Genomic DNA, 24,042 nt, shown 5'->3' with positions numbered 1-24,042 from the left:
CTTTTTTCTTAGAATTATCCGTTTACAGATTACAGTTCAATTGCAGAACATTGGCATTCAGAGGTTGCTCAATTTTCCGCTCCAGCTTCTGATCGTTGACATGGACATAAATTTCCATAGACCCTGTCCCAACGTGAAGAGACAATATATGTCCGCCATATGCATTGAACCGGTCGTCGGTAGCTACCCCATGAATATGAATAGACGGGCCTTTATCATTCCATGCAATGGAACCGGTAAGACTTCCCATTTCCACTTTTCTGAAGGTCTTAGGATTGAATTTTTTAGCTTTGAAATCATAGAATCCGAATTCTACTTCTCTGGCAAAACCGATTCCGCTAAAACTTGCTGAAGGAATATGCTCAGTTCTGGCAAGATGCTCAATTTGGCCAATGACATCATCATTCTGCCTTAATACCATCAGATATCCTGTTGGTGTTTTGATGTAACGGCAACTCTCTTTTTCCTGTACACCCATGCCGGATGATCCAAATAGGAATGTGAACAATATTATTTTAAAATTTTTCATGAAATTAGTGTTTAACTGAGACGATACTGTGTAATATATTATTGATTCACGGGAAATCAGCAAATCGTTTAAATTTTATCATTTATTATTTGATGGATATAATCATCATGTATTATGCTAAATACAATTAAATTTTTTACAATAAGTATACTGTTTTATAGTATTTAGTATTATTTAATTTTTAGTATGTTAAAAATAAATCTTTTTTTTGTGATTTTGTGTTAAATTGATTTTGAATCTAGGCTTTGCTGTTTCAAAGAGTTTCTTCCTTACCAGGTTCCTGTTGCTTCTCGGCATGACATATGTAGCATGGTTATTGTACTAGGGAGGTTAGCTTAATAAATACAAAAACACGAAATGGACAGAAACCTAATGGCACCTGATGAGTTGCAACGTATTCAGGCTCTTCATTCCTATGGTATTTTAGATACACCTTATGAAAACGATTTTGATGATCTCACTGAACTGGCATCTGTTATTTGTCAGACACCGGTGGCATTGATCAGCCTCGTAGATGAAAAACGCCAATGGTTTAAGTCAAACAAAGGATTGGAAGTCAGGGAAACAGACCGGGCATATTCTTTTTGTGCTCATGCTATCCTTCAACCGGAAAATATTATGGTAGTTGAGGATGCCCGTACAGACCAACGTTTTAAAGATAATGTGCTTGTTACCGGGAAAACCAATATTGTATTTTATGCGGGAATGCCCCTCATAGACAGCCAGGGAAATGCATTGGGTACTTTATGCGTGATTGATCATCAGCAAAGGCAACTTAACGAAAGCCAGATCAAAAGCCTGAAAATACTTTCCAAAACCGTGATAGAAAAACTAGAGCTCCGCAGGCAACTGGCCACAATGTCTGAGGAAAAGGAAACCAGGAAATCTAATCCAGTCTATTCTCAACATACCTACACTGCTTTTAATCAAAGCCGGCTTACGCAAAGGGCCATTGAGCAGATGAATGATGCTAATGCGCTGATCATCCAGAATGAGCAGCACCTTCGCCTTGCCGTAGAGGCGGCTAATCTTGGAACCTTTATGCTTAATATCAATACCGGCCATCTTGAAACGAGTGCTTACTGCAACGATATTTTCGGACTGGGTGAAAATGTATGCATTACCATCACTCAATTATTGGATATGCTCGAAGAAGACCGGGGACGAATTCAGAAAGCATTAACAGAGTCTATTTCTTCAGGGCGCATTTTTGATGAAGAGTTCCGCATTGTCAACAGGGCAGATCATAAAATTCGCTGGATTAAGGTAGCCGGAAAAGTTTTCCATAAAGAAACCGCGAAAGGAAACACGTTTTGTGGTACCGTATCCGATATTACAGAATGGAAAAAAATCGAACGTAAAAAAGGCGATTTTATCAACCTGGCCAGCCATGAGCTAAAATCTCCTCTCACTTCCATCAAAGCATTTACCCAGCTCCTTCAGAGGAAACTTAAAGATTGTGAAGACAGTAATATCAGCCATCTCATCCGCAGAAGCGAAAGCCAGGTAAGAAGAATGGAAAACCTTGTGGACGGCTTTTTAAATTTTTCAAAGCTGGACAATGGCCTCCTTACGCTGAATAAAGCACCATTTGATTTTAAAAACTTTGTCTCGGAAATTATCGCGGATCACTATACGCTGAATAAGAATAATCATAACTTTGAACTGATCACTGATGCAGAAACCGTTTTGTCTGCGGATAAGAATAAAATCCAGCTCGTTATTACGAATCTTATGGAGAATGCCATTAAATACGCTCCTTCCGGCACTCCAATTCAGGTAAGAATTTCTTCCGACCATCATGAGGTGAAATTTGAGATCATTGATCAGGGGCCCGGAATTGCCGATCAGGATGCGTTAAAAATCTTTGACCGGTTTTACCGTGTACAGAACGCTGATACAAAACAGATCGCAGGCTTTGGTATAGGATTGTATATCTGTAAAGAAATCGTTGAACTGCACCAAGGCAATATCGGGGTTGAAAGTACTTTGGGAATAGGCAGCCGCTTTTGGTTTACGCTTCCTAAATAGCGGTAACGTTTTTTTAATTTTCTTACCATCATCATGTTCCTTATATGCTTCATACAGGCATAAACAGCAAGAGTATTAAGATCACTTTAAAGGGTCGTTAAGCCCTAGTGAAAATAATACTCTCTAACTTTTAGGCATGATCAGGTATTCCCGACCATCTGTTGTATTCCAGTTCTTCTACATACAATCATTCTTTTCTGTGATATAGGAAGATAAACTTGCAGCATGGCCCAGTTCTTTTTCAAAAACTGATCTTAAATGATCTCTGTAAAGTTTCATATCCCTCTCAACTGCCGCATTTTTTTCCACATCATAAAAATGGAAACTTTCCAGTTTTTCCATGGAAACAAAAGCATTCATCCTGTGGAACCCAAATAAAGGCCCGTCATCCACATGCGTTTCATTGAAAAACTCTCCCGGTAAGGTGAAGGCTGTAGACGGAGCATTCCAGCTGGTAGTCACCATATATTTTCTTCCGCCAAGCATGCCGCCGGTGCCGTAATTGATCTCTGGTTCTGCGGAAGACCTCCCGTCACTCAGATAGATTCCTTTGGCATGCCCTGCCGTAAATACCTCATCAATATATTTTTTCAGGCCGTTAGGAAGCTGGAACCACCAGATGGGAGTATGATAGATAATATAATCTGCCCAGACAAATTTCTGTACTTCTTCATCTTTGTCATATCCTTCATCTACATGGGTCACTTTAACCTCAATATTACCCAAGTCCTTCAATACTTGTATGGTATTTTCTGTGATGGTTTTATTATAAAGGCCTCCTGAGTGCCCGAAATGCTGTGCACCGTTAATAATAAGTACTTTTTTCATTGCTGTTGTTTTAATATGGTGCAAAGTTAAGTTCATTAATAGTATTATAAAAATAATATAATTTATACCTTTATATTATAATTATAATATTTAACGATGGTTAATCTGGAATGGTATAGAACATTTAAAGCTGTTTATAAAACAGGAACGATGACCGGTGCTGCGGATCTCCTGTTTATTTCGCAGCCGGGCGTAAGTCTTCATCTCAGCTCGCTTGAAGCTTATGTGGGATATAAGCTGTTTGACAGAACAGGCAGGAAGATGATTCCTACTGAAAAAGGGAAAGTGCTTTTTAATGCTGTAGCTGAGCCTATATGTAAGCTTGAGGAAGTGGAAAAGAACTTCCAGAAGTCTACGGAAAAGCATACACCGACTATCAGTGTCGGAATGTGTTTTGAAACCTTTCAGACGACACTGGAGCAATACGTTTCCAGTCTGCCGTTCAATCTGATCATCAGGTTCGGGGAATATCCGGAAATGCTGGATCAGCTGGATAAAGGTATTCTCGACCTAATCATTACACCCAAAAGGGGCGTTTCTCTTAACATCGAACATGAAGCTTTCTCTTCGGAGCAGATGATTCTGGTAGGGGGTAAAGAGACTGATGCAGAGGGCTTTTATGATGTTTTGGAATCAAAAGGTATCGAATATGCGGAAGAATGGCTGAAGGAACAGAAGTGGTATGGTACTACCGGGGACATGGAACATCTTTTTCAGTTCTGGATCCTCAATTTCGGACACAAACCGGATTTCCGGCCTAATTATATTGTCCCGAACCTCAATTCCATCATCCGTTGCCTGAAAAGCGGTGCCGGATTATCTGTGGTGCCGGATTTCCTGTGCAAAAATGAACTTGAAAACGGGGAAATAAAGCTGGTGTGGGAGGGCGAAAAGAAACTGCAAAACACTCTGTACTTCGGATGCCGCAAAAAAAATAGCTATCCGGATGAAATTGCGCACATCAAAAAACTATTCAGGCAGGTAATGAGTTGAATCGCATGATGCCTCGCAGCAATTAAAAAAGTACAATGGATAAAAGCACCGGAAATAAACTGAATCAGTAAAAATGGTAACCACCATATAAATTTTTTATCGGAAATTTGTTAGATATACAATTAAACAAAATATTATGCACAAGAAAACATATGCAGGGCAGCCTGTGATTACATTAAACAATGGAGTGGATATTCCTGCACTGGGTTTCGGGGTATGGCAGATAGATGATCTTAAGCAATGCGAAAATGCGGTCGTTAAAGCTATTGAAACTGGCTACAGGATGATTGATACCGCTGCAATCTACCAAAATGAAACAGCTGTCGGGAATGCCGTCAAAAACAGCGGAATAGATAGGGAGCAGCTATTTATTACCTCAAAACTTTGGGTCCAGGACACTTCTTATGAGAAAGCGAAAAGTGCATTTCAGCAGACACTGGATCGTTTGCAGCTGGATTATCTGGACATGTACCTCATCCACTGGCCGTATGCAGACTTTAAAGGAGCATGGAAAGCGATGGAGGAGCTGTATGATGAAGGGAAAATCAAAGCCATTGGGGTCTGTAACTTTACCGTTGAAAAGCTTGAAGAGCTGAAAACAACCGCTAAGGTAAGTCCGGTGATTAACCAGATCGAGCTTCATCCGGTTTTCCAGCAGAAAGAACTCCAGGTATATAACAGGGAGAATAACATTATTACCCAGCCTTGGAGCCCTTTAGGCAACGGGAATTCAGAACTGCTTAACAACAGTTCCCTGAAGTCCATTGCAGAAAAACATCATAAAACCGTTGCCCAGGTGATCTTAAGATGGCATCTCCAGGAGGGCTTCTGTGTGATCCCGAAATCAGTAACGCCGTCCAGGATCGAAGAAAACTTCAATGTTTTTGATTTTGAGCTGAGTGAAGATGAAATGAATACCGTGCGTTCACGGGATACCGGGAAAAGATTGTTCTTTGACCCGAAAGATCCTGAATGGGAGAAAAAAATGCTGAATGCGGTGGCAGATATCTGATCTGACGATTTACGATAGATATTTTTGTAAACTTTTATACGTTTTATTTAAAATAGTACTATGCTTTTCCCGGAAACCATCAGTAAAAAGCTCGGCATATCTTATCCGGTTATCCAGGCACCTATGTTTGGGGTAAGCACCCCCGAGATGGTGGCAGCGTCTGCTGATGCAGGATGTTTAGGTTCTCTGGCGCTGGGCGATTTGCCGGCAGAGCAATGTATTTCTTTAATCCGTAAAACCCGCAGTCTCACAGGAAGGCTCTTCGCCGTTAATATTTTCGTGCATGAGATTCCTGAAATAACAGCAGAATTGCGGGAGAAATATGCTAAAGCGAAAGCATACATTGAAGCTTTTGCAGAAGACAACGGATTAAGCGTGAGCCTGACGGCCCTTGAAGATCTTACCACCAATTCATATCATGAACAGATTGAAGCTATCATTGATGAAGGTTGTGAGATTCTCAGTTTTACGTTTGGGATTCCGGATGAGAAAAGCATTGTCAGATTAAAGGAAAAAAATGTACTGCTCATCGGGACCTGTACAAGTGTAACGGAAGCTCAGATGCTGGAAAAGGCCGGAATTGACCTTATTGTGGTGCAGGGTATTGAAGCGGGCGGTCACCGGGGAACTTTTGCCACAGAAAGCCTGCCCCAGATCGGAGGGATGTCATTATTGCCACAGATTGCGGACCATGTTGATACGGCGCTGATTTATTCCGGCGGTATTTACAATGCACAGACGATGCAGGCAGCAAAGGCTCTTGGAGCAGAAGGCTTCCAGTTAGGAAGTATGTTGCTGGCCTCTCAGGAAAGCGCGCTGCAGCCCTTTGAAAAGGACCGGCTGAAGATGGTAAGTGAAAATGACATAGTGCTGACGAGGACCTTTTCCGGACGTTATGCCCGGGGCATCAGCAATAAGTATATCCGTAAGCTCGAAGGCTCAGGCTTTATTCTGCCATACCCGTATCAGAATAAACTGACAGGCGCTTTAAGAAATGCGGCAAAGCTCCGGCAGGATACGGATTTTGTGAGCATTTGGTTGGGACAGTCCATTCACGATTACAGTAGACAATCCGTTAAGGATATCCTTGGAAAACTTATTGACGATTACAGCAGATTACCATAAATAAAAATCCTTTCAGCGATCATACTGAAAGGATTTTTTATATTTAGAGTACATCATTAAACAGATTAAATCAGTCATCTTATTCAATAAAATGGTTGATGCTAATGTACTTACTTTGTCAGGTCCAGTCCTCCGAAATTCCCTGAACTCATCATCAGGTATACGCCTTGTGTTTTATCGAGGGTATTCCAGTAAGCGTGAAGGTCTTCTGCACGGGTAAATACCTTTAAGGACTCGTTTTTGAATTTTTCCCTGATCAGCTCCGGAGAGATAGGCTCCATCCTTTTGATCTTCAGGGCATCTTCAGAATAAAAAACAACAGCTTCATCCAGGCCATCCATGGCATGGTCATACTGCTCCAGAAAAGCAGGGTTTAGGCTGGAATACGTATGGAGTTCCAGAAATCCGTAGGTTTTTTCTTTCTTAAACTGTTCCGTGAAGGCTTTTACGGCTGCTTTTACCTTGCTAGGTGCATGGGCAAAATCTTTATATAGGATCCCATTGTCGGATCTTTCTACTTTTTCCAGGCGTTTTGAAGCACCCTTGAAGCTCATGATAGCTTCGTAAAAATCTTCATCCATTACCCCCAGCTGACGGCAGATAAGCCTTGCGCCCTCCATGTTCAGCAGGTTATGGGCTCCAAAAACAGACAATGGAATATCACCGATTTCGGTCTTCAGGAATACTTTCCCGTTGCTGATTTCATATTCAGGCGTATGATACGGTATTTTACGGAAATAGTTTTCGGCCTGGTCAACCACCTTTACTACCTCCGGATCTTCTTCGTTATATACGAGTACACCACCTGGCGTAATCGTAGCCACAAATTTCCGGAACTGTTCAATATAATCATCAAAAGTGGTAAAAACATTGATGTGGTCCCAGGCAATGCCGCTCATCAATGCTATATTTGGCTGGTAGAGCAGGAATTTGGAACGGAGGTCGATAGGAGAGGAGAGGTATTCATCACCTTCCAGTACCATGAAATCGTTGTCTTTGGTAATCTTGACCATACAATCAAACCCTTCCAGTTGCGCACCTACCATAAAATCCACATCTTTCTGATGAAAGTTCAGGACGTGGAGAATCATGGAAGTAATGGTTGTTTTCCCGTGCGAGCCTGCAATGACTACCCTGGTTTTGTCTTTTGACTGTTCGTAGAGGAATTCGGGGTAAGAATATATTTTAAGTCCCAGTTCTTTGGCTCTCGCAAGTTCGGGATTATCCTGGTGGGCGTGCATGCCCAGAATCACCGCATCGATATCGGGAGTGATTTTTTCCGGAAACCAGCCCATTTCTTCGGGAAGGATTCCTTTTTGCTGAAGCCTGGACATCGAAGGTTCAAAAATGATATCGTCTGAACCGGTAACCTGATATCCTTTATCTTTTAACGCAATGGCAAGGTTATGCATGGCGCTCCCGCCAATGGCAATAAAATGGGTTCTCAATGAAATTACTGTTTTTTTACGTTGTTATTGATCATTTCCTGGAAGGCATTCATGATGTTGTTCCAATTGGTTTTATAGTTCGGCATTACCAGGCTGGCATCTGTTTTACTGCCTTCATTAGGGCCTTTTTTCACATTCACTGTAGTGGTGATATTATCATACAGCTTTTTGTGGTCTTCCTGTATTCTCCTGAAATTGTTTTGGGAAAGCGTGTGGTTAAGTTTATTCAGGTCATCATTAGAAACCTTAAAGTCCTGTTTGTATTTTTTTCCCTGTCCCTCAAAAGAGTAGTGCGCTTCATTACCTTTAATAAGCAGGTTTTCGTACACCGGCGCAAATCCTCCGCTCCGCGAAAAGCTGATGTCAAAATCTGAATAAACCTTCTGACTGTTGCAGGAAGCCAATGTAATAGCGGCAAACAAGATTCCTGTAATTCTTTTCATAAGTAATATCCTTTATTGGTCTGAATCCTTTTGTTCTGTTTTTTTAGCTTTAAGTTCTTCATCATACTGGTGCAGCACATTGAAGTCTTCTGTCTGTTCAATGGCTGTCATGATCTTAAGAAGAATCTCATGAGCATTTTCTTTGTCATAATCTATTTCAAGCGGGCGCTTGAACTCCATGGTCGGTTTTACCCCTGTTACTTTTACCCTCAGTCCTTTTTTATCAAACGCTCTTCTGAAGCCGTTTATTTTAATTGGGATGACAATAGGCCGCTGGTTTTTCACCAGTTTCGCCGTTCCGCGCCTTCCCTGGGCAAAAGCTGAGGTGGTCCCCTGTGGGAAAGTGGCTACCCATCCGTTATCGAGGGCTTTCATAATATTATCCACTTCGCTCATATCCACCATTCTGTTAACGTTCTTTCCTTCCGCCCTCCACGTCCGTTTTACGGTTACAGCACCCGCTATTTTGAAGATTTTGGGAAGAATTCCTTTATTCATGGTTTCTTCAGCGGCTACGTAATAAAAGTCAATTTTAGGATTCAGGAGGTAGATAGGATTTTTGATGGTGTTCAGATACCCGTTGTTTACGGCACAGAACGCATGGTACATGGCGGCGACGTCTGCAAAATACGTCTGATGGTTGGAAACGAACAGGACATTGGAGTCCGGAAGGTCTACCAGATGCTCGGTGCCGGTTATTTTCAGCTTGTTGAAGCCGTTAAACCTGCGGTAGGAAACAAATCCCAGAATAAAAATAATCAGCCTCTTTAAAAAGTAAGGGGTCCCGAATGCATCGGTAAAAATATTTTTCTTCGCCATCTTTCAATTAAACACAATGATACAAAGTTACATTTTTTTCAGCAACTGGCTGAATTCGCTCAGGATCATCGCAGTAGCTCCCCAGATAATGTACCCGTTGAAATTAATGACCGGTACCTCATGTCCTCCCGCACCCGGCAAAGGCATGATTTCAGGGGTATCCGGGAGGCTTAAGAATGAAGTGACCGGAAACTCGATTACTTCCTGTGCTTCAGATTCCTGCAGAATAAACACCGGATTTTTTTTGGTATAGGAAATATAGGGATAGACATAAAAATTGCTTGGCGGGATGTAGATGGGCGACATTTCCCTTATAATCCGCACATAATGCTGTTCAATCCCGATTTCTTCCGAAGTTTCCCGGATCGCCGTATGGGCAAAGTCGCGGTCCATTTCTTCACGTTTTCCGCCGGGAAGGGAGATCTGACCGCTGTGGCGGTCGTGCACATTAACGGTTCTCTGGATCAGGGGGAAATGCCATTCATCGTTTTTAAGGTACAAAACAATGTTTACCGCAGCAAATTTCGGGTTTTTGGCAATCACTTCGTCATAGGTAAATACCGGACGGTAGGGCGGTGAAAATACGCCGTGGGCATTTTCGCCGGGCAGTTCAGCGCTTTTAATTTTCCTTAATAAATCTTTTCCGAAACTCATACCTCAAATTTAATAATATATATTCTGGAAAAAACAGATAGACACAATAATTACACCATTTTTATACAGGAACCATACGATCTTGAAAATAGGATTTCCGGTAGTTATCATACAACAGTCTTTCAAACGGGTATAAAAAAACCTCCGCATGCGGAGGTTTGATCTGTTTTTTAATTAGAATACCCTATCAGCTCTTCTTTTTTGGCATTGTATACTTTGTATTCTAAATATTTAAAAGAGTCGCGCGGGACTATGGTAACCCATTTTTTATACTTTACAAACCATTTCATCTGGATGCTTTTAATTCCTTTGGTAAGGTAAGCTTCCACAAAAGGATGCACATGGAGGAAAATTTTTCCTTTTTCTTTCTGCATAATGGTTCTCAGGGTTTCTTCCATACGTTCCACAATGACGATCGGAGCCACGATTTCTCCGTCTTTGTTAGGATTTTCTTCCTTGGTTTCGATCTGTTTTTCCGGACGGTTTCTCTGCCTGGTAATCTGGATCAGCCCGAATTTACTCGGGGGTAAAATTTTGTGACGGGCTTTATCGCGCGTCATCTCCTGCTTGAGGTGCTCATAAAGATCTTTCCGGTGCTCCGGGTTAGTCATGTCAATAAAATCAATGACAATAATCCCTCCCATATCCCTGAGCCTAAGCTGTCTGGCGATTTCAGTGGAAGCCATTTTATTGACCCTGAGAGCGTGTTCTTTATTAACTGCTGCTCCGGTGGTAATGTTGTTTCCGGAGTTAACGTCTACTACGTGTAAGGCTTCCGTGTGTTCTATCACAAGGTAAGCTCCTTTTGAGCCGGGAATGTTTACATGCTTCCCGAAGCTTTGTTTAAGCTGCTTTTCTACATTGTAATATTCCAGAAGGGGAATATGGGAATCGTAGAACTGGACGATATTCTTTCTTTCCGGAGCAATAACCTCCAGATAGTTTTTCATTTCGTCCACCATCTGTTCGTCATCACAGATAATGCTCACGAAATCCTGGTTGAAATTATCCCTTATAATGGCTGAGGCTTTGTCTTCTTCGCTTAAAACTTTAGACGGAACTTTGTTTTTCTGAATGTTTTTAAATGTGCTTTCCCACTTTTGAATCAGGTGATTCATATCATTGTGCAGGTCTGCTACTTTTTTTCCTTCAGCTACCGTTCTGATAATGACTCCGAAGCCTTCCGGCTTGATGCTCTCGATGAGCGTCCTGAGTCTTTCCTTTTCTTCAGATGTACTGATTTTTTTTGAAATGGAAACTTTATTGTCAAAAGGGATCAGAACCAGAAAACGTCCTGTAAGGGAAATCTGTGTGGAAATTCTGGGGCCCTTGGTAGAAATAGGCTCTTTGGTAATCTGAAGCAGAACAAGATCATCTTTGGCAATGACTTTGTCTACGGTTCCGTTTTTGTCAATTTCGGGCTGTATCTCGAAATTTTTTAAGCCTGAAGTGCTTTGTTTTTTAGAAATAGTATCTCTCAGAAACTTACGGTAAGTAAGATATTGCGGCCCCAGGTCCTGGTAATGCAGGAATGCGTCTTTATTGTAACCGATGTTTACAAACGCTGCATTAAGATTGGGCGCAAGCTTCTTTACCTTTCCTATAAACAAATCCCCAACAACAAAATCGCTTTTGTCTTCTTGCTCATGAAGTTCACATAGTCTTCCGTCTTCCAGCAGTGCAATCTTCGTAAGATCATCCTCATGCGAAACTATTAGTTCTTTCTTCATTTTTATAAGATAAATTATATAAGATTACGGGAAAAAGGTATGACTTTCATTATTTTCATATAGGGTAATAAATATAGCAATTAATTTAAAATCACCAATACTTTCCCTGGAATGAAGGTTGAAATTTAATTTTCCGGCGCCATCTTATGGTTGCAAATAAAAATATAGTCGGTGAACCTTTAAAAAAATAAAACCACCAACTATATTATTATATTGTAATCTTGAGAAAGAGGAAAGATTATTTCTTCTTATGTCTGTTTGCTCTTCTTCTTTTCTTTCTCTTGTGGGTTGCAACCTTGTGTCTTTTTCTTTTCTTTCCGCTTGGCATAATGTTAAATTTTTTAGTAACTAGTTAATATTCAGTTAATGTTGTTATTTTACTGCAACTTTGTTTTTTACTTTCTCTACAAAAGACTTTGAAGGTTTGAAAGCAGGAATATTGTGAGCAGGAATCTCGATTGCAGTATTCTTAGAAATATTTCTTCCTGTTTTAGCAGCTCTCGTCTTAATAATAAAAGAACCGAAGCCTCTTAGGTAAACGTTATCCCCATTATACATAGAAGTCCTGATCTCTTGCATAAAAGCTTCTACAACTTTCTGTGTTTCATTCTTTTCTGTTCCCAACTTATTTGAGATGGTGTTTACCAATTCTGCCTTTGTCATTTCCTTTTTTAATTTTAAATTTTAGGTGTGCAAATTTAGTTAAAAAAATTGAATATTAGCAAATTAGTGGGAAAATATTTTTCCGGTAAAGAGTTGAGCGCTTATGGTTTACTCAGTGTGAAAAGAGGGTTACTCTACTTTTTACATGCTGGAATTATAGTAGCCGTTTTCTACGCAAAAACGGATCAGGTGAAGTTTGGTTTTTAAACCCAGCTTTTCTGTAAGCCGGTTGATGTACGTGTCTATAGTACGGGTACTGAGGTTTAGTTTTTCCCCTATTTCCTTGTTGCTGAAGCCTTCATAGCAGAATTTCATCAGCTGTATCTCAGTTGGGGAAAGTTCTTCCTGGCTCTTTCTCTGCCGCTCCATGTATTCCTGAACGGCCAGTGGCTGCTGTTCCCATTCCCTGGAATAGGCTTCATAATCGAAGTTTTCTGAGGCGATCCTGCCTTTGACAATTTCCTTGATCAGATTGCTTTTTTTCTGACAGTAATAAATGTTCGGAAGCTTGGACAGGATATCGGCCATGTCTTCCTGGTAGGTTCCTGAATAAGTAATAATAGGGGTTTCTACATTGCTTTTCCTGATGTATTTAATGGCTTCAATACCGCTGAGTACCGGCATGAAGAGATCAATAATGAATACATCTTCCTGTCTTCTGTAGTTCCTGGTGATAAGCTCATGCCCATTGTTGCAGTCGTTCAGAAGCATGTAAAAAGGATTTTCCGTAAGAGTCCTGATCATTATTTTTTTAAAATAAAAATCACTGTCCGCAATAGAAAACCGCACAGAATTACTTAATAATTTATTCACGTTAATAATCGATTTGGTGTGGGTGATTAAAACTGAGGTCTAATTTAAGAAAAACTTGTCAAAATGAAAATTATTATTCGGATAATTAGAGATAGGGCATTTTACTACAAATCAGATGTTGTACAACAAAAATTTTTTTTTTATTTTCACCATGCCAAATAAACTACAAAATATGTCTTCGAATAGGGAGAAAAAATTAAATCAGTCAGACGTCAGGACGGGGATTCTGAAGTTCATCTTGTCCTTCACTGTATTAGCTGTTGTTGCCTTCATCAGCGTCTTTTTCTTTTTCAAAAGCTATGATGTGCAGAGGCAGGGTATCAAGAAGCAGGCGGACGACTACCGCGAACTGCTTACCCGCAGCGATCTTCTCAGAACTCATGTAGACAGCATCATGTACCGTATGGATCAGCTGGACATCAACAAAGTGGATAATGATATTTTTCTCAGGAATTATATCAGTGACAACATACGGGATGCCCGGAACATCATGGGGAAAGACAGTGCAGATAACTTTAAGCATTATGCCATCCTGATGAAGCAGATCGTGCCTATGCTTGCGCTCAAGAACCAGATCATCAATGTTTCAAATAAGGAACAGACCGCACTCAGGGACCTGAGTGAGTGCAGGGGCAAAGTTGGCATTGCCAACAGGGAACTTAAAGTTGATCCTACCAGAAAATTTACCGGAAACCGAAGAAGAAGATAAAATCTGATATTATGCAGGGACACATCACATTATCCAGAAAAGAAAAACAGTATCAGTTTGTGTATCTCATCCTGATGCTTATTGCAGCCTTACTATTCTTAGGCATCATTTTCCTGAATGGGTTTGAATCGCCTTTTTCAGACGAGGACATGATTTCCGTAAGGAACCTTGAAGAAAAAGCCAAGTTCGATCAGCAGCAAAAATTTACCTATAAGCTGATGGATAGTACTTTCTCGCAGATCAACAGACTCAGCGACGAAACACCACAGCCTTTTGAGGAAAATAATATTATGTACGGTATTAACGATATCGCCAATTATTATGAGAATAATAATGGTATTGCCGATATCAGGAAAGACGCTTATCCGCAGATTGCCAAATTCTACAAAATGTATTTTAATGATAAGAAAATCATTGCCAGCAAAACTGAAAACATCAAGAGTTTTGAAAAACAGTTTGAAGAATGCTCCATAGGCTTCAGGGAAAAGAAAAACCAGCTGTTCCAGAGAGAAAATGCGTTGAAAGGCAGGACCCAATAGTCTACTTTACTAAGAATATGTAATAAAACACATCACACTTATATTATGAATTACTTCCAAAAGAACAAAAAAAACATCATTATCGGTGTCATCGCCGTCCTGCTGATTGCAGCGCTGGTTGCTTTATGGCTGCAGAAGAAGGTCATTCATTCTGCCGATGATATTGTAGGAGTTGTATACCCATCATCTGTAAAGGTAGGCGATACGCTGATGTTTGAAGACAAAACCCAGTTTGCCAAAACAAAACGATGGAATTTCGGTGACGGGACCACTTCGGACAAAAGCAGCGGCATACATTTCTATTCCAAACCGGGCTATTATCAGGTGACGCTGATTATTGATAATGAATACACCAAGTCTTTTCCTGTTATGGTTTCAGCACGAAGCATTCCTAAGCCTAAAGATACCATAGTAGCTCCTACAACCATTGATGCACCATCTCAGGCTATGCAGTATGAAAATGTGCAGTTCCGGGCTATCTCGGAAGCGAAGCAGTTTACCTGGAAATTCGGGGAAACAGGGAAAATAGATTCCAAGGACAAGCTGGCTATTTATTCGTACAAAAAGCCCGGTGACTATGTAGTTACACTCTATACCGATGAAAATATCGAACCTATCCTGCATCACATCAAGATTATTGCCGGCTACGATTCCATGGACGAGGAAGTAAGCGTGGAAGATGCTTATGCAAAGATTGATAATGATTTTAAATACCATCTTCAGCAGATTGCCAATGGTAACAGTTTCAATATGCATTACAATTACCTGTTAAGAACCTATCTGTGCAACAATGAAAACACTGTAGTGAAAGTCAATGACAGTAAGGTAAATAATTTCTACATGTACTGTGCAGGCCTGCAGTTTGATAAAAACAACGTCATTCAGACCGTAAAGGTAAATTTTGATGATGCACAGAACTGTGTAACCAAAGTAGATATTAACCAAAGCAAATAATAAACTTCCGGCACTCTCCGGACCTCACCATCATAAAATAAAATCAGGATGAAAAATAAACTTCCTTTAGCAGCATATTATATAGGCGCAGCAGCACTGGTAACCAGTTGCCAGGTAACGCTGCCGGCGAAGAAAACGCCTGAACCTTCGCAGTACGGTCAGATTGACAATGCTACTGTGATCAATGGATTCCCTAATAAATCCGTTCCGTGGATTGCCATTTCCGACCGTGCAAAAAATACGGCTTACCTAGACAAAAGCGATGAGAAATCGTATAAGGAAGTCAGCTTTATGGAGCCTTTGCTGGTCCTGAAGCATAAAGACGGAATGGTAAAGGTGGCAGAATACATTCCGGATGCGCTCATGAAAAAAGTATCTCCGAAATCCGTAAAGACTTACGGATGGATGCCTGAATCTGACCTGCTTTTGTGGAACAACGCCCTTAAAAGCGAAAAGACCGGCTTTCCGGTGCGCGTCGCTGTGGTGCCGAGCAACAGTGATGTCATCAAAAACTCTGAACGCTATTATAAAAATGACTCCATCATGGTGTTCAATTCACCGAGCCTTATTGAGCAGGCCAATGTGAAAATCCCGAACGGACAGATCGTGTATGTATACAAGCAGGCGGAAAACAACAAAAGGTTCCTGGTGGGTAAAAATCCTACTATTGATATCGACAGCATAGGGAAAAACCTGTACGGCTGGGTAAGCTCCAATGTCATTACAGCATGGGGAGAACGTTCCGCTGTAAAAATGAAAAACAACACAGGAATTACAGAAACTACCCTGGGAATTCATGAAGGAAACCCCGGAAGTTCCACTACAGAAGATAGAACGGCAGTTCTGCTTACGGATGTGAATAAAAGAACGCCGCTGGAGAATATTTTTCCCGTAAGCCTGCCTATCTATGAGGTTCCTGCGCCGGATTCCAAGACAAAATATTTCACCAATATCCTGGATTACAGCAAAAACTATGTGTTCAATGTATTGGGAGAGCCTATCAAGTTTGACCGCTACCGGGAAATTACTGAAAAAGACAAAAGGATCAATATTGTTTTCAACCTTGATATCAGTGCACCCAACGCACCCTATGCGCCTATTGTAAAATCATTGCTTCAGGACCTTCAGCTGAGATTTGAAAAACCATCTTATTTCAGCGCTGTGAGGTATGGGGTTGTTCTTTACAAAAGCAATTCCTGCGGCGATAATGTGGCTGTTTCACCCTTGAATACCGATTACAGCAAAATAACCGCTTTCATCGACGAGAAGAGTAATGAAATGAACTGCCCGAGCAACAGCGATTACCAGCCGGTGAGCGAAGGTCTGATGGCAGCCGGAAACCTTCTTTCCAACTTCCCGGATGAAACCAACATTATTATTACTGTAGGAACTTCCTCTGACAGCCAGAGCGGGAACATGTACGGCGTTATCAATGCCCTTACACAGGCACAGGCAAGGCTCATCATGTTCCAGACCAGTGCAAGGTCATCAGATACGTACAACGATTTCGTGCTGCTTTCAGAAAATGTAGTGACCAACACGGCTAAAAATGTTGCCGAGCTTAAAAAACAGAAGATCATCAATCAGAATGATGTACTGACCAAAAATAACTTTAACCTCGTAGAGGGTGATGAAGGATTCTTTTCGCTGAATTACCCTAAGCAGAGCATGTCCCAGGGCTTTGTGATCTTCCCTAAAAAAGGGGATATCGCCACACCTGGATACCTTAAAAAATCTGTGGATAGCCTTATTGCACAGGTGACTCTGGATAATGAAACGCTGGATAAATCACTTAATGATTATTTCCATTCTTCGGTAGGGGCAGGAAAAACAGATGTGGACCTCAAATACAAATATCTGTATCCGGGACTTACGAATCCGGTTCCTGCAGGTATTGCAGCACAGCTGATCAATTATGGAAACCCTTTCCTGGTGAAAGGATACATTCCCAAGGATCTTAAAGACTTTAAACCAGGCCTTGAAAAGGGGATTCTGGTTTCTGAAGATGAATACGACCAGCTGAAGGCCTTCTATACAGAAGTATACAGAAACACGGGAGCCGAACGTGCCGATTTTAACCAGTCAAAGGCTGTTAAAGAATACATCAGTCTTATCCGGAAGTATAATCCTACACTTACAATGCTGAATAAAGCCAACTTATCTGATCAGCCGATGTCAGTTGCTGTAGGAGTTGTGACGGGCTTTGACAATTCAGAAGAAGAATTGATGTCGAAATACAAGCTGAAAGGCTGGAGGAAATCAAAAATCGTAACCAATGAAACGGTAAGGAATTATTTCAAAAATTATAAAACCCTTGCAGACCGGCTGCTTGCCCACAGGAAGGATCCTGCGGTTAAAATACAGCAGAACGGGCAGACCTTCTATTGGCTTAACGAGTATTTTATGCCCACGATGATGCCGGTGGAACAACCCGAATATACTAAACACTAATAGGTTATAAATAGTAAAAAGCAGAAATTATTTCTGCTTTTTTTAATTTTTTAAGGCTAAAATTTTTATCTTTGATCATACTCCAAATCCTATTGATATGTCAGATCAATCATCACTTCATGACGGCAAACACTTTGTCGTACAGAAAGGACAGGCACAATGCGACCAGGGTGACCAGTTCCCGCAATACAAAGTGACGGCCCATCAGCAGCATTACTGGAATGATTCTGATGGAGATGCAGATTATCTTGCCGTTACAGAAGATGACCTCCAGTTCAACCCTTCCGGACCAAGTTTCGGAAAATGCAAACTCAAACCCAGTTCAGGAGGCAACCTTCCATGCTCTTATGCTCCCGCCGGAAAATGGCAGAAAACCTATGACAAAGTGAAAGTCATGGGTAAAAGTATTGTGACGGAAGCTTCTGAGCTCCAGTGCGTGGTAGGAGGGAAGATTACCATAAAAGATCACGGACAGCGCGGGGTAGTGAGCAAAAAAAATGTGCAGAATGCTGACAACAAAACCGTTCAGCACATCAACCCCCTCGTTAAAATGGACGATTATGGGGAAACAGTACAGGAAAGCGATCTTGATGCTTATTAACCTTTAAAATTCTCTTTCATGTCTAAACAGGGTGTTTCAAAAATATCGGGTAATCCTGCTCCTGTAATCGGGGAGCAGACTACTTATATCGTTTCAGACTGGTATCCTGCCACACCAAGCGAAAAACGCAATCCGGCACTGGTTACCTGGGAGTTATTTAAAAAGCGGCCCGATGGCAGTTTTACCACTACCAATATCAAAAAAACCGGAAACGGCAGTTTTACATTCGGACAGGTGGCCGCAAAGCATACTTATCGCCTGGAGGCTTATCTCCATGAGCCGGAAGGCAAAGGTCCAACAACAATTGATATTACGCCACAGCCGGCGGAAGTCCCAAAAATAAGTAAGGTTGAGCTCCGTTACGTTGATGATGTGCCGGGAACCGTCTTCAGTTATCAGGACAAACTGGTGGCCAAAGCCAAATGTGTTAACCTTACAGGTGAAAAACTGCTCTTCACCCTATGGGAAGATGATGCTAAGGGAGATGGACATAATGCCAACAATCTTTTTGTAGAAAGCAAGGAAGCCGTTGTAGACAAAACCGGGGCAGCTACTGCTGAGTTTGTCCTCACCAAAGCGCTGATGCAACAGGCGGCCAAAGGAGAAAGAAATCCTAAAGAACTCCAGTTTTATGTAACTGTAGAATATTACAAAAATAAAAAGCATGCTACCACCAATGTAGATGTGAAAAATCCCGATTACAAAGCTCCTTCTGCAACGCCCTCACCAGCAGCTGCTCCAAAGGGCAGTTCTTCCCCGGCCAAAACTTCCGCTACACCTAAGGCAGCCGGTTCCCCCGCAGCTTCCAAGTCTGCGCCTCAAAAAGAAGAAAAGGGGATCGTAGATTCTATGACCGAATCTGTAAAAAAGAAATTGGGAGAACTCTGGGACTGGGCAGAATCTAATGGGATTGTAAAGCCGGATCAGAAGCCGGCACAGGCTAATCCACAGGGTAAAACAACCAGCATTGTACAGGAACCAAAAACAGAAAGTCTGCTGGATGCTTACTTTGCTAAAGAGGAGTTTATCAAGGAAACAGATGAAGCTGCCGGGCAGTATCAATATAAATTCAGCAATAATAACAATAATATTGATAAAGATAAAGTCGCCGGAATCATTAAGTCTAAAATAGATCCTATTGTAAAGGCTGAGAAGAAATATACCAAGCTGGAAAATATTAAACAGTCGCTGGCTAAAACTTCGTATAAAAAAGATGAAGTCATTTCAATTAATTTGTTTAAGCTTGGCCCTGAATTTATCCGTATCAATAGCGCCCCTCTGGAAGAGGAAGTTTATGTGGTTGCCAAAGGATTTCTGCTGGAGGGGAAAGAAGTGAGCATCAGGATCAGAGAAAAAGAATCAGTTTTTATAGCAAAAGATGCCGATCTTCCTGTACTTGAGGGCAAGGAAAACGGTAATGAAATAACGGTTCTCAAAGCAGTGGTCAAGAACAATCTGGCTAAAGTCAAAATTAAGCTTCGCCCTAAAGCTGATGAAAAACTTACTGAATGGAAAGGGAAATTAAGCGGCATCAAAGACGGTACTCATACCTATACTTTCGGAGGCAACAATGCCACATCCACTGAAGAACAGAAAAACAATGTGGCTAAAACCATTGCCGATAAAATCAAATCCCAGCTTTCCACCCAAAAGAAGTTTGTCAAAACAGAAACTATTGTAAAGGCTTTAACCAATGATGCATACCGTAAAGGTGATACAGTGACTTTTGATGTGTACAAAACGGTAACGGAATACCTTTGGCTTAAAGCAGAATGCCAGGGCAACCTTAAAAAGCATGAAGGGGAATTCCTTAAAAAAGAAGTTGCCTATTTTGTTGTCGGCAAAAGATGTTTCTGTAACCGTGACATTACGCTTCAGGAGTTTGAAGAAATTCTTAAAAAACTCAGGGAAAGTGAAGGCATAGCCAATACGTCCTCCATGTTTACAGCCAATAACTGTAAACTGGATGATAAGACCAATGAAAGTTTTGTGAAAAAACTGAATGAGGCTTTTACCAAATATGAAATCAATACCTGCATCAGGAAAATACATTTCCTGGCACAGGTGTATTACGAAACAGACCGGCTACAGACCACGAAAGAATATAACGGTAAAGACAGCTACAAACCTTATGTGGGAAGAGGACTCATGCAGCTGACATGGAAAGACGGCTATGCTGGATACAAATCCTATTCTGGAGTAGATGTCGTTACCAATTACGAAAAAGTAGCAGAAGAGCTGAACCTTACCGTAGACACAGCAGGATGGTTCTGGCAGCAGGGAAAGCAGCTGAGCAAGGGAAGTACCTGGACAGTGCCAAAAACCTCTTTCAGTGAATATGACGGATCAACCGGGAAGGAATTTCCTAAGCAGGAGTATACGTATGAAGTGGATGGAGTAAGTAAGAAATATGGAGCCGTAAATTTTAATCTCCTGGCAGATGCCGATTATATTGACACGATTAGCTGGCTGGTGAATGGTGGAGGAAACGGAAGGGCAGAAAGAAAAAAATACCTGAAGGAATTAAAAAAGATATTTAAATACCCGGAAGAATGTATTCATGGATTGAAGACCACACCTGCATCAGGCGGAGGTGCTGTAAATATTCATTTTGAAGGTGAAACGGCGTCGGCAGACGGAATTTCGCAAAGGACAAGAACCATCCTGGAAGAAGTGGGTACTGCGTCCAAAAACAATGATATTTATATTACCAGTACCGCAAGAACGCCCGGAGACCAGGCAAGGATTATGTATGGAAATATAAGCAGAACCAGCGTGGCCACGCAAAAAGGAATTTATGCAAATGCAGGAGATCAGGTTATTGATGTCTATGCAGCAGGAAAAAAAGCAGGCAAGTCAGAAGCTGACATCATCTCTGAGATGGAAGCTAAGATCAATGATCTGGGACCCTCAACTGTATCAAAACACCTGGCCAACCCGGAAGTGATGAACACCTTTGACGTATCCATAAGAAGGCTCTCTAACCCTACAGATTTTAAAAGCGAGATGCAGAAAAGAACGGAACTCCATCAGCTGTTAGATGAAAACGGAGCTTACCATATAGAAATAAACCAATGATCAAACCAATATATCCTATTACCACACTGGGAATTTTTTCTCTCTTTATACTGACGGTATCCTGTAAAAAAAATACGGTATCTGCCGCATCAGCCGCAACACCCGAAACGGTTCAGAAAGTAATGGGCAGTGTTCAGGATACGCTTGTTAATAACAGCGGGATATATATTTTGTATCCAGGTGAAAAAGAAGCGGATTCCCTTAAGAAAGCCATGGGAGAAGAACAATTTTATACAGTGGCTGATGACAGCAACTACTATATGTCTGAAATTTCAGGCCGGTTAAAAGAGAAAGCTGTTTATACCAACCTCAAAACAATCCGCTTTCCGAAAGAGAAGTTTATCTTCAACAAGAAAGACCATAAAAATAACTGGATTGTCATAGAATATCGCGAAGGGAACCAGCCATTGGTTTTTTCATTGGTAGATTACTATAACAGATTGGATGGAAATAAGAAAAAGTCCTCTCATTTATCTGCTATAGATGCCTATATGAAAAATGACCAATTATCCATGACTACTATGGATATCAATGGTGACGGTAAAGAAGATAAGATTTTCAGCAATAAACCGGGTACGGGAGATGGGCTCTTTGTTTTTCTGAACCAGGATGGCGGCTATACTTTAGAGTTACAGTCAACCAATTTTTCCCAGGATGGCGGAAACCAGGTGTCCGGAATCAAAAAAGAGGGCAATGGTTTCTCAGTGACTACAGATTTTCCGAAAGGAATTGACCGGTATACTTATTTCATCAGGTATAATAAAAACTTTGTAATTGATAAAGTGGTGCATGAGATTGATTCATGGCAGGATAAAAAAGTGCAGATCTGCACGTTCAACCCGAAAATTGTTCTGCCGAAACCTACTGATGAAATTTTCAGTGAACTTATAGAAAGCGAAAAAAAAGCGCACTGTACTTCTGGAAAGTAAAACTCTGACTTTTATGGTGTAACTTGGTAAGAGTGAGTATTATGAGAACCACACTGTAATTGATTTTCAAATTTAAAACTTAAAAGATTGTCTATCTGTTTAAAAAAAACGCTGAAACTGTTCTTTGTTATGCTTCTTTTTTCCTGCAAAGGAGAGCCTGCTAAAAAAGAAGAATCAAATGATAGTATTGATGCTCGCAAGGCTGTTGTTAAAACACCAGCAGATCAGACGGTGGAAAACTGTTATGATTACCTCACTGAACTGGTAAGGAGCAGCAATTTTCCTTTTTCAGAATGGAAGATCGATAAAAAGAAAGTAAATCTCCTGATTGATGACGATAATGAAGAGGTGATCTCGTGTCAGCTTATTATTGATACCGAAGGCAGCGGGACCATAGGTTGGATAGAATACCGTAAAAAAGACGGCAGGCTGATGAATACGTCAGCCAATCTTGAACAGCCGGCTGAATTAAAATACGATACCAAATGGAAGGATTTATTTGATTCATGTGCATCCAGATATTAAGTATGAAGTAATCTCACGGTACGTTTGACCATTTCACAGATAGCGATAAATACCTTGAATTTACCAGTCAGAAATAAAAATATCAAGATTAATTTACATCAAAATTACCCGTTATATTCCTGTTGTATTCTTGGGATGTTAAAAATTTTTATCTAAATTGGTCTATATTAAAAGATAGTTCTATGATTGTTCATTTTATCCTTCACGGAGAAACGCTTGAAAGTATCGCTGAAGACATAAAATTGGAAAATCCGCTTTATCTTAAAGAATACCACAACCACCGGTGTGCCAGGGAAGATGTTATCGTTGACAGGTTGATTCCCGGGAAAAGGCTCCTCATTCCGGCAAGTTCAGATATTGCCCGGTATAACCTCAGGAATGATGCCCCGTTTAAAAGCCCGGACAGAAATCCTGAAATCCCTTTTCAGCCTCATCAGCTTAATCAGAAATATTCCGTTGGTATCGTAGAAAAGACTTACCGCGAACAGGAAATTTCCCAACAGGCTGTATTTTATGATGCACTCCTGGAATGGATTGATTTTGAAGATGGACATCACCTTTTCCATTATTCCAAGCTCAATTTTTACAACAGGAAAGACGGTATCCTCGGAGATCTTGCCGAAGACTGCATAAAATCGCTGAATCCCATAGAAATAAAAACGGATCTCAATGGAAAGATTGCAGACATACGGATGAGTCAGGAGGTGGCCGACCGTTTCAGGGAGATCAAAGACAGGCTTCTGAACCTGTATCCTGGGCCATATGCTAAAACCTACATTGAAGAGTTTGCTTATGCTGTTCAGAACCCCAAATTTTTCAGCGAGAGAATGCAGGATGACATCTTCATTAAGACTTATTTTGCTCCCGTACGTACTCCATTCAGGAACGGGACATCCAGTTATCCGTTTTCTTTATCAGATTCCGGAATTTCTTTAACGGTAATCCAGGCTGCAGAACTTTCCAGGCAACCTTCTGAAATAATGTTAAGTCAGAAAGCTGAATCTGAGGCTGGATTTCCTGGTGCCGTATATAGCGGGCAGTATACCATCCGCAAGGAAAGCGGACTGGTCTCCGGCATCCGTATAGATTATGGATATGACGAATACGGTTTCAGAAATACAACCCAACTGATCATTGACGAAAAGCCGTAAGCGGATCGTAGAATTAC

The 24,042-nt window shown here is 41.0% G+C and carries 22 protein-coding genes; 13 read left to right on the top strand and 9 right to left on the bottom strand.

Features of this window, described 5'->3' with window-relative positions; translation table 11 throughout:
• Positions 1 to 22: 22 nt before the first annotated feature.
• Positions 23 to 529 (bottom strand): PPC domain-containing DNA-binding protein, encoded by a 507-nt coding sequence (locus QE404_RS11655; RefSeq protein ID WP_307450631.1) that lies wholly within the window; start codon positions 527 to 529, stop codon positions 23 to 25.
• Positions 530 to 886: 357 nt separating this feature from the next.
• Here QE404_RS11655 and QE404_RS11650 point away from each other — a divergent pair, with 357 nt between their 5' ends.
• Complete coding sequence (locus tag QE404_RS11650; RefSeq protein ID WP_307450630.1) at positions 887 to 2,560, top strand: GAF domain-containing sensor histidine kinase; 1,674 nt, start codon at positions 887 to 889, stop codon at positions 2,558 to 2,560.
• Positions 2,561 to 2,737: 177 nt separating this feature from the next.
• Here QE404_RS11650 and QE404_RS11645 read toward each other — a convergent pair whose 3' ends face one another.
• Entirely contained in the window at positions 2,738 to 3,388 is a 651-nt protein-coding gene (locus tag QE404_RS11645) for an NAD(P)H-dependent oxidoreductase (protein ID WP_307450628.1), read from the bottom strand.
• Positions 3,389 to 3,484: 96 nt separating this feature from the next.
• Here QE404_RS11645 and QE404_RS11640 point away from each other — a divergent pair, with 96 nt between their 5' ends.
• The 3 genes from QE404_RS11640 (at position 3,485) to QE404_RS11630 (ending at position 6,518) form a co-directional block, all read left to right on the top strand.
• On the top strand, positions 3,485 to 4,381 hold the full coding sequence (locus QE404_RS11640; RefSeq protein ID WP_307450626.1) for a LysR family transcriptional regulator: 897 nt from the start codon (positions 3,485 to 3,487) through the stop codon (positions 4,379 to 4,381).
• Positions 4,382 to 4,517: 136 nt separating this feature from the next.
• The gene (locus QE404_RS11635) at positions 4,518 to 5,393 is read left to right on the top strand and encodes an aldo/keto reductase (RefSeq protein WP_307450624.1); all 876 of its coding nucleotides are present in this window, start codon (positions 4,518 to 4,520) and stop codon (positions 5,391 to 5,393) included.
• Between the two features lie 60 nt (positions 5,394 to 5,453).
• A complete protein-coding gene (locus QE404_RS11630; RefSeq protein WP_307450622.1) occupies positions 5,454 to 6,518 on the top strand; it encodes an NAD(P)H-dependent flavin oxidoreductase in 1,065 nt (354 codons plus the stop codon).
• A gap of 110 nt (positions 6,519 to 6,628) precedes the next feature.
• On the opposite strand, the gene QE404_RS11625 is transcribed toward QE404_RS11630, so the two are convergent.
• The 7 genes from QE404_RS11625 to QE404_RS11595 all read right to left on the bottom strand — a co-directional run bounded on the left by QE404_RS11625 (position 6,629) and on the right by QE404_RS11595 (position 13,088).
• Positions 6,629 to 7,966 (bottom strand): UDP-N-acetylmuramate--L-alanine ligase, encoded by a 1,338-nt coding sequence (locus QE404_RS11625; RefSeq protein ID WP_307450620.1) that lies wholly within the window; start codon positions 7,964 to 7,966, stop codon positions 6,629 to 6,631.
• Between the two features lie 5 nt (positions 7,967 to 7,971).
• Positions 7,972 to 8,409 carry a hypothetical protein gene (locus tag QE404_RS11620; protein WP_307450619.1) on the bottom strand — a complete coding sequence of 146 codons (438 nt, stop codon included), beginning with the start codon at positions 8,407 to 8,409 and terminating at the stop codon, positions 7,972 to 7,974.
• A gap of 12 nt (positions 8,410 to 8,421) precedes the next feature.
• Positions 8,422 to 9,228 (bottom strand): lysophospholipid acyltransferase family protein, encoded by an 807-nt coding sequence (locus QE404_RS11615; RefSeq protein ID WP_307450617.1) that lies wholly within the window; start codon positions 9,226 to 9,228, stop codon positions 8,422 to 8,424.
• Between the two features lie 27 nt (positions 9,229 to 9,255).
• On the bottom strand, positions 9,256 to 9,882 hold the full coding sequence (locus tag QE404_RS11610) for an NUDIX hydrolase (RefSeq protein WP_307450616.1): 627 nt from the start codon (positions 9,880 to 9,882) through the stop codon (positions 9,256 to 9,258).
• Between the two features lie 170 nt (positions 9,883 to 10,052).
• Positions 10,053 to 11,612 (bottom strand): ribonuclease E/G, encoded by a 1,560-nt coding sequence (locus QE404_RS11605; RefSeq protein WP_307450614.1) that lies wholly within the window; start codon positions 11,610 to 11,612, stop codon positions 10,053 to 10,055.
• A 372-nt stretch (positions 11,613 to 11,984) separates the two neighbouring features.
• The gene (locus QE404_RS11600) at positions 11,985 to 12,275 is read right to left on the bottom strand and encodes an HU family DNA-binding protein (RefSeq protein WP_100075298.1); all 291 of its coding nucleotides are present in this window, start codon (positions 12,273 to 12,275) and stop codon (positions 11,985 to 11,987) included.
• A 141-nt stretch (positions 12,276 to 12,416) separates the two neighbouring features.
• The gene (locus QE404_RS11595) at positions 12,417 to 13,088 is read right to left on the bottom strand and encodes a response regulator transcription factor (protein ID WP_307453902.1); all 672 of its coding nucleotides are present in this window, start codon (positions 13,086 to 13,088) and stop codon (positions 12,417 to 12,419) included.
• Between the two features lie 172 nt (positions 13,089 to 13,260).
• On the opposite strand from QE404_RS11595, the gene tssO (QE404_RS11590) reads away from it, so the two are divergent.
• The 9 genes from tssO (QE404_RS11590) (at position 13,261) to QE404_RS11550 (ending at position 24,025) form a co-directional block, all read left to right on the top strand.
• Positions 13,261 to 13,797, top strand: coding sequence for a type VI secretion system TssO (gene tssO, locus QE404_RS11590; RefSeq protein ID WP_307450612.1), 537 nt, complete (start codon positions 13,261 to 13,263; stop codon positions 13,795 to 13,797).
• Between the two features lie 11 nt (positions 13,798 to 13,808).
• Positions 13,809 to 14,336, top strand: a complete 528-nt coding sequence (gene tssO, locus QE404_RS11585; protein WP_307450610.1) for a type VI secretion system TssO — start codon at positions 13,809 to 13,811, stop codon at positions 14,334 to 14,336.
• Between the two features lie 45 nt (positions 14,337 to 14,381).
• Entirely contained in the window at positions 14,382 to 15,290 is a 909-nt protein-coding gene (locus QE404_RS11580) for a PKD domain-containing protein (RefSeq protein ID WP_307450608.1), read from the top strand.
• A 48-nt stretch (positions 15,291 to 15,338) separates the two neighbouring features.
• Positions 15,339 to 17,741, top strand: coding sequence for a type VI secretion system protein TssR domain-containing protein (gene tssR / locus QE404_RS11575; RefSeq protein WP_307450606.1), 2,403 nt, complete (start codon positions 15,339 to 15,341; stop codon positions 17,739 to 17,741).
• 97 nt (positions 17,742 to 17,838) lie between these two features.
• Positions 17,839 to 18,342, top strand: coding sequence for a DUF4280 domain-containing protein (locus QE404_RS11570; RefSeq protein WP_307450604.1), 504 nt, complete (start codon positions 17,839 to 17,841; stop codon positions 18,340 to 18,342).
• An 18-nt stretch (positions 18,343 to 18,360) separates the two neighbouring features.
• Complete coding sequence (locus tag QE404_RS11565) at positions 18,361 to 21,420, top strand: glycoside hydrolase family 19 protein (protein ID WP_307450602.1); 3,060 nt, start codon at positions 18,361 to 18,363, stop codon at positions 21,418 to 21,420.
• Positions 21,417 to 22,349: a hypothetical protein gene (locus QE404_RS11560; RefSeq protein WP_307450600.1), complete on the top strand. Its 933-nt coding sequence runs from the start codon at positions 21,417 to 21,419 to the stop codon at positions 22,347 to 22,349. The genes QE404_RS11565 and QE404_RS11560 overlap by 4 nt, the downstream gene beginning before the upstream one ends.
• A gap of 87 nt (positions 22,350 to 22,436) precedes the next feature.
• A complete protein-coding gene (locus tag QE404_RS11555) occupies positions 22,437 to 22,874 on the top strand; it encodes a hypothetical protein (RefSeq protein WP_307450598.1) in 438 nt (145 codons plus the stop codon).
• 182 nt (positions 22,875 to 23,056) lie between these two features.
• On the top strand, positions 23,057 to 24,025 hold the full coding sequence (locus QE404_RS11550) for a hypothetical protein (protein WP_307450596.1): 969 nt from the start codon (positions 23,057 to 23,059) through the stop codon (positions 24,023 to 24,025).
• The last annotated feature ends 17 nt before the right edge of the window (positions 24,026 to 24,042 follow it).

Source organism: Chryseobacterium camelliae, assembly GCF_030818575.1.
In the GTDB taxonomy this organism is placed as follows: domain Bacteria; phylum Bacteroidota; class Bacteroidia; order Flavobacteriales; family Weeksellaceae; genus Chryseobacterium; species Chryseobacterium camelliae_A.
Note: the sequence above shows the minus strand (reverse complement) of the source record. Positions and strands in the feature narration are given on the sequence as shown.

What these genes read in the sequence shown, in the direction of transcription:
- QE404_RS11655 (WP_307450631.1), bottom strand. Translation starts at nt 529, where the DNA reads ATGAAAAATTTTAAAATAATATTGTTCACATTCCTATTTGGATCATCC.
- QE404_RS11650 (WP_307450630.1), top strand. Translation starts at nt 887, where the DNA reads ATGGACAGAAACCTAATGGCACCTGATGAGTTGCAACGTATTCAGGCT.
- QE404_RS11645 (WP_307450628.1), bottom strand. Translation starts at nt 3,388, where the DNA reads ATGAAAAAAGTACTTATTATTAACGGTGCACAGCATTTCGGGCACTCA.
- QE404_RS11640 (WP_307450626.1), top strand. Translation starts at nt 3,485, where the DNA reads ATGGTTAATCTGGAATGGTATAGAACATTTAAAGCTGTTTATAAAACA.
- QE404_RS11635 (WP_307450624.1), top strand. Translation starts at nt 4,518, where the DNA reads ATGCACAAGAAAACATATGCAGGGCAGCCTGTGATTACATTAAACAAT.
- QE404_RS11630 (WP_307450622.1), top strand. Translation starts at nt 5,454, where the DNA reads ATGCTTTTCCCGGAAACCATCAGTAAAAAGCTCGGCATATCTTATCCG.
- QE404_RS11620 (WP_307450619.1), bottom strand. Translation starts at nt 8,409, where the DNA reads ATGAAAAGAATTACAGGAATCTTGTTTGCCGCTATTACATTGGCTTCC.
- QE404_RS11615 (WP_307450617.1), bottom strand. Translation starts at nt 9,228, where the DNA reads ATGGCGAAGAAAAATATTTTTACCGATGCATTCGGGACCCCTTACTTT.
- QE404_RS11610 (WP_307450616.1), bottom strand. Translation starts at nt 9,882, where the DNA reads ATGAGTTTCGGAAAAGATTTATTAAGGAAAATTAAAAGCGCTGAACTG.
- QE404_RS11605 (WP_307450614.1), bottom strand. Translation starts at nt 11,612, where the DNA reads ATGAAGAAAGAACTAATAGTTTCGCATGAGGATGATCTTACGAAGATT.
- QE404_RS11600 (WP_100075298.1), bottom strand. Translation starts at nt 12,275, where the DNA reads ATGACAAAGGCAGAATTGGTAAACACCATCTCAAATAAGTTGGGAACA.
- tssO (WP_307450612.1), top strand. Translation starts at nt 13,261, where the DNA reads ATGTCTTCGAATAGGGAGAAAAAATTAAATCAGTCAGACGTCAGGACG.
- tssO (WP_307450610.1), top strand. Translation starts at nt 13,809, where the DNA reads ATGCAGGGACACATCACATTATCCAGAAAAGAAAAACAGTATCAGTTT.
- QE404_RS11580 (WP_307450608.1), top strand. Translation starts at nt 14,382, where the DNA reads ATGAATTACTTCCAAAAGAACAAAAAAAACATCATTATCGGTGTCATC.
- tssR (WP_307450606.1), top strand. Translation starts at nt 15,339, where the DNA reads ATGAAAAATAAACTTCCTTTAGCAGCATATTATATAGGCGCAGCAGCA.
- QE404_RS11570 (WP_307450604.1), top strand. Translation starts at nt 17,839, where the DNA reads ATGTCAGATCAATCATCACTTCATGACGGCAAACACTTTGTCGTACAG.
- QE404_RS11565 (WP_307450602.1), top strand. Translation starts at nt 18,361, where the DNA reads ATGTCTAAACAGGGTGTTTCAAAAATATCGGGTAATCCTGCTCCTGTA.
- QE404_RS11560 (WP_307450600.1), top strand. Translation starts at nt 21,417, where the DNA reads ATGATCAAACCAATATATCCTATTACCACACTGGGAATTTTTTCTCTC.
- QE404_RS11550 (WP_307450596.1), top strand. Translation starts at nt 23,057, where the DNA reads ATGATTGTTCATTTTATCCTTCACGGAGAAACGCTTGAAAGTATCGCT.